At 70.8% G+C, this 4,669-nt stretch carries 7 protein-coding genes; 6 read left to right on the top strand and 1 reads right to left on the bottom strand.

Translation table 11 applies throughout. The annotated features are described in order from the left end of the window. A partial coding sequence (locus tag MEICH_RS29135) for a hypothetical protein (protein ID WP_027891351.1) occupies window positions 1-315 on the top strand: 315 nt, incomplete at its 5' end. On the opposite strand, the gene MEICH_RS0102820 is transcribed toward MEICH_RS29135, so the two are convergent. Next, entirely contained in the window at window positions 288-1,295 is a 1,008-nt protein-coding gene (locus MEICH_RS0102820) for a hypothetical protein (protein ID WP_027891350.1), read from the bottom strand. The two genes, MEICH_RS29135 and MEICH_RS0102820, sit on opposite strands and share 28 nt — an antisense overlap. Window positions 1,296-1,635: 340 nt before the next feature. Here MEICH_RS0102820 and MEICH_RS0102815 point away from each other — a divergent pair, with 340 nt between their 5' ends. The 5 genes from MEICH_RS0102815 to MEICH_RS0102795 all read left to right on the top strand — a co-directional run bounded on the left by MEICH_RS0102815 (window position 1,636) and on the right by MEICH_RS0102795 (window position 4,411). Continuing rightward, entirely contained in the window at window positions 1,636-2,175 is a 540-nt protein-coding gene (locus MEICH_RS0102815) for a hypothetical protein (protein ID WP_027891349.1), read from the top strand. Window positions 2,176-2,241: 66 nt separating this feature from the next. Beyond that, the gene (locus MEICH_RS0102810) at window positions 2,242-2,712 is read left to right on the top strand and encodes a hypothetical protein (protein ID WP_027891348.1); all 471 of its coding nucleotides are present in this window, start codon (window positions 2,242-2,244) and stop codon (window positions 2,710-2,712) included. Between the two features lie 24 nt (window positions 2,713-2,736). After that, window positions 2,737-3,333, top strand: coding sequence for a MazG family protein (locus MEICH_RS0102805; protein WP_027891347.1), 597 nt, complete (start codon window positions 2,737-2,739; stop codon window positions 3,331-3,333). Further along, window positions 3,306-3,911 carry an NUDIX hydrolase gene (locus tag MEICH_RS0102800; RefSeq protein ID WP_027891346.1) on the top strand — a complete coding sequence of 202 codons (606 nt, stop codon included), beginning with the start codon at window positions 3,306-3,308 and terminating at the stop codon, window positions 3,909-3,911. Before MEICH_RS0102805 ends, MEICH_RS0102800 begins: the two co-directional genes overlap by 28 nt. Further along, entirely contained in the window at window positions 3,908-4,411 is a 504-nt protein-coding gene (locus MEICH_RS0102795; RefSeq protein ID WP_027891345.1) for a type 1 glutamine amidotransferase domain-containing protein, read from the top strand. Before MEICH_RS0102800 ends, MEICH_RS0102795 begins: the two co-directional genes overlap by 4 nt. The last annotated feature ends 258 nt before the right edge of the window (window positions 4,412-4,669 follow it).

The following is a 4,669-nucleotide window of genomic DNA, read 5'->3' as shown; positions in this document are numbered from 1 at the left end:
GCCCGGGCGGCCCAGGCCCTGCTGGCCCTGGGCCGCCCCGAGGAGGCCTTAGCGCACGCCCGCAGTGCCCTCGAGCTGCACGCCGAGTACGACCCCGCCGACTTCTACTGGGGCGAGGTGCTGCTGGCCCACGTCCGGGTGCTCGATGGCCTGCGCCACCCCGAAGCCCCCGCCCGCCGCCGCGAGGCCCAGGAGTGGGTGCGCCGGGCCGCCGAGCGCCTCCCCGCCGAGCACCGCGAGGGCTTCCTGCGCCACAACCCCACCAACGCCGCCCTGCTCGAGCCGCTTCACGCGTCGCACGGCTCCGAGGTGTAGCTCACGCTGACGCTGGCGGTCTGGCCCACCGCCACCGTCCGCTGCTGGGTGGGGAGGTCGGGCGTGTGGAAGCGGCAGGTCGGCTTGCCCGGCAGGCCGGTGGTGAAGGTGCCGGCGGTGATGGTGTAGGTGCCGGCGGGCAGGCCCGTCAGGGTCGTGCTCCGGCCCACGGCCTTGCTGAAGCCCGGCCCCGTGACCCGCACCGGGACCACGGCCGCGGCGGTGGGTATGCCGCGCAGCGTGATCTGCAGGCTGCCCACGGCGGTGCTCACCGGGGAGGCCGTTACCCGGCCCTGCAACTCCCAGTCGCCCTCGTTCTTGAAGCGCTTGCGGATCTCCAGCCCGCCCGCGCCGGCCCGCTCGAGCTCTTTGTGCGAGAAGCGGAAGACCTCGCTGCCGATGCGGTCGTCCATGTTGCCGAAGCCGCCCAGCCATTCCCACACGCTTACGTCGTCCTTGATGGCCTTGGTCACCGCCGCGCCGATCCTGGCCTTCATCTGCTCGATCTCGGCGTCGGTGGGCTCCTGGTGCGCGAAGTTCAGGGTGGGGACGAGCGCGTTGAGGCTCTCGCGCACGGCCTTGTCGAGCGCGACGTGTCCCTTGGCGATGGCCGAATTGGGGGTGTTGTCCTCCTCCATCAGCACCGTGATGACCCCCACCACCCCGCCCACCTCCTTGACGTTGCCGACGGGCTGCTCGAGCGGGATCGGCTTTAGCCGGGTCCTGAACTCGCCGATGACCGCGGGGATGGGCACGTTCTCGCCGGGGTCGACGTCGTGGTTGGGCAGGTCGCCCTGGTTGCCCGGGGTGCCGCGCACGGTGGCGGTACCCGTGAGCGCCAGGGCCGGGCTCACCCGGGCGGTGTCGCCGTCGATCTTGAAGAACACCGTCCACAAGTAGGGCTCGGCGCTGCCGATGCCGTCGCCCTCCTCAAAGCAGTGCAGGTTGTTCAGCTTGAGCTTTACGTCCAGCGTGTTCATAAAATTCTCCGTCCTCAATAGACTTCTGGCAGAAATCTCCTATGGCCGACGGCGGATAGACAGTGGCCGCGTCAGGAACGACGGTCCGACCTGAAATGGCGTGCGCGAAATCTTGCGAAGGGTCTACTGCCGGGTCCGTCCTGGGCAATCGCCTAGCGCATCCGAACCACCCCCAAGGTCGAATGTAGCGCGGGCCCGGTAACGCGGTGGTAACGCGCGAGCTGGGCCCGGGGCGTGCTAACGCTCGGCTAACGCCCCCCTGCCTATCCTCCCGGGTGTTGCGGCCGCAGGCCCAACCCCATCGGAGGATTGAACAATGGTTGCTTTGTATCCCTGGATTTTGCTCGTTCACATCGCGGCGGCGCTGGCCCTTTTCGCGGCCGAGCTGGTCTCGGCCCTCAATTTCCGGGCCATGCGGCACGCCCCCGACCTCAAGACCCTGCGCGCGGAGATGGGCCGGACCGGCCAGATCGCCAGGATCTTCAAGCTGGCCCCGCCCCTGCTGCTCTTCAGCGGCGTCGCCCTGTGCGCGCTGGCCTGGGGCTTCCAGATCGCCTGGGTCAACCTCTCGCTGCTGATCTTCGTGGTCATCATGGTGATGGTGCGCGTGGTGGACGGCCCGCGCAAGGGGGCCATCGCCCGGGCTGCCCACGGCGGCGACGGCCCCGTGCCCGCCGACGTGCTCGAGCGCATGGCCGATCCGGTGCTGCGCCGCGCCACCCGCCTGCGCTGGGCCCTGCTCGTGGCGCTGGTGTCCTTCATGACCGTGAAGCCGGGCCTGTGGCTGGCCCTGCTGGTGCTGGGCGTGCTGGTGGGCGTCGCCCTGCTGTGGGACGCCTCCGGCCAGCGCACCCCGGGCGGGCGCCGGGTGAGCTCGTAGGGCGGCGGTCGGCCGGCCGGCGCCCCTCGGTTGGGCGCCGGCCCTGCTTTGCCCTATACTGGCAGCGTGAACGACCGGCTCACCTGGGCGGCGGCGCTGCTGATGCTGCCCTTTTTCCTGCAACTGCTGGGCTTCGGCCAGACCTTCCTGGGCGGGGGGCTGTGCGGCTCGCTGATCGCGGGGCGCGACCTCACGCTCGACCAGCAGCCCCCGGGGTTCTGGTACGCGCTGCTGTTCATGCTGCTGCTCGCGGGGCAACTGGCTTACGGCGGGGTGCTGCTGCTGTCGCGGCTGCTCGAGCCCACCCCCGCCTCCCAGCGGGCGCTGGCGCGGGTGGGGGTGTGCGTGGCGCTGCTGCTGCCGGCCGCCTTCCTGCTGACGCGGCTCACCGGGCTGCCGACGCCGGGGCCGCTGGGCTGGCAGTGGGGGGAGCGGGCCGGGCTGGACGTACTGAGCCTGCTGATGGTGGGGGCCACGCTGGCGGCGGGGGGGCTGATGGCGCGCGCCTCGAGGGCACCCAGCCCCCAATCCCCCTGAGCGCCTTGGGGTAGCTTGGGGGGCATGGAGAGGCTGTTGGAGGTGATGCGGCGGCTGCGGGCGCCCGACGGCTGCCCCTGGGACAAGGAACAGACCCACCTGAGCCTGCGGCCGTACATGCTCGAGGAGGCCGCCGAGGCCGTGGACGCCATGGGCAAGGGCGACCCCCGTGAGCTGGCCGAGGAGCTGGGCGACGTGCTGCTGCAGGTGGCCTTTCACAGCGTGATCGCCGAGCAGGAGGGCAGCTTCAGCTACGCCGAGGTGGAGGGGCACATCGTCGAGAAGCTCATCCGCCGCCACCCCCACGTCTTCGGGGACGTGCGGGCCGACACGGCGGCCGAGGTCAGTGCCAACTGGCGGGCCATCAAGGCGGCGGAGGGCAAGGCGCGGGCCTCGGTGTGCGACGAGGTGCCCCGCAGCCTGGGGGCGCTGGCGCGGGCGGCCGAGATCCAGAAGAAGCTGGAGGCCCCCACCGCCGCCCCCGCCGATGTGATCTCGGCCCTCGAAAAGGGCGACCTCGGCGAGGCACTATGGCAGATGGTGGCGTTGTGCCGCCGGGAGAAGGTGAATCCGGAAGTTCTGCTCCGGGAGCGATGCGACCAGAACTGCTCAAAAGCCTAGTCAGCAGGCCGCCCCAGACCCTGATGCTGCCCAAGGGCTTCGTGGACGCCGCCGTGCTGCTGCCGGTGTGGGAGGGGCACCTGCTGTTCACGGTGCGCGCCGCGCACCTGCCCCACCACGCCGCCCAGATCAGCTTTCCCGGCGGGCGCTTCGACGACGGGGAGACGGCCGAACAGGCCGCGCTGCGCGAGGCCTGGGAGGAGGTGGGCCTCGAGCCCGGCGTCGTGGAGATCTTAGGGCACCTCAACCCCACGCTCTCGCCCTTCGGCTACCGGGTCTTCCCGCTGCTGGGGCACATCACCCGCGCCCCGCGCCTCACCCCCAACCCCGAGGAGGTGAGCGAGCTGCTGTGGGTGCCCATCCAGGAGCTCATCGAGGCCCCGGCCTACGCCGAGGAGCGGGTGGTGACCCGCCTCAACCAGCCGCCCTTAGACCCCGAGGACGCGGGGCTGGTGCAGCCGGGGGGCGGCTTCAAGCGCTTGGTCTGGCACTACCCCTGGCGGGGCTACGACATCTGGGGCGTGACCGGCAACATCGTCCACGACTTTCTCGAGCGCATCAAGGAGGTTCGGCTGTGAGCGTGATCGGAATTCTGCTGGAGGACTATTTCGACGAGCGCGAGGTGATCTACCCCTACTACCGCGTCCAGGAGGCCGGGTTCGAGCCGCTGGTGATCGGCCCCAAGCCGGGGAGCTTCCACGGCAAGACCCCCTTCACCTTCGAGGCCAAGGCCGCGGCCGAGTCGGTGCGGGCCGACGACCTGGCCGGGCTGATCGTGCCGGGGGGCTTCGCCCCCGACCGCATGCGCCGCCACAAGGCCATGACCCGCCTCATCGCCGAGGTGGACGCCCGGCAGAAGCCCCTCGGGGCCATCTGCCACGCGGGCTGGGCGCTCATCAGCGCAGGGGTGGTCAAGGGGCGCCGCCTCACGGGCTTCAGCTCGATCCGCGAGGACCTCGAGAACGCCGGGGCCGTCTACCTCGACGAGCGCGTAGTGGTGGAGGGCCACCTCGTCACCGCCCAGCACGCCGACGACCTGCCCGCGTTCATGCAGGCCTTCCTGGCCCGCTTCGACTGATACCGGATTCAAAAAGATAATCATCCGAACCAAAGAGACCCAGGGGCTATCTTTTCGGATCCCAGAGCACACCCCTCCCTGACGGCCGGCGAAGCAAGCGTATCCCTCCCGAGGGGCGCTACCGCCCTCCGCCACGCGGATAACTTCGGCCGGCCGCCCCGCCTTGGCGGGGCGGAGCCGCCGTTCCGCGCCGAACTAACCGAATCGGGTATCAGGCGCGTACGGCGTGCGGCCGGGCTGGGGCCGCTTCGCCCCACG

Origin of the sequence: Calidithermus chliarophilus DSM 9957 (assembly GCF_000430045.1) — a bacterium.
Classification (GTDB): domain Bacteria; phylum Deinococcota; class Deinococci; order Deinococcales; family Thermaceae; genus Calidithermus; species Calidithermus chliarophilus.
This window is presented reverse-complemented; position numbering and strand designations above follow the sequence as displayed.

Bases quoted from the DNA above. Each gene is read 5' to 3' on its own strand.
- MEICH_RS0102805 (WP_027891347.1), top strand. From the start codon at position 2,737: ATGGAGAGGCTGTTGGAGGTGATGCGGCGGCTGCGGGCGCCCGACGGC.
- MEICH_RS0102820 (WP_027891350.1), bottom strand. From the start codon at position 1,295: ATGAACACGCTGGACGTAAAGCTCAAGCTGAACAACCTGCACTGCTTT.
- MEICH_RS0102800 (WP_027891346.1), top strand. From the start codon at position 3,306: ATGCGACCAGAACTGCTCAAAAGCCTAGTCAGCAGGCCGCCCCAGACC.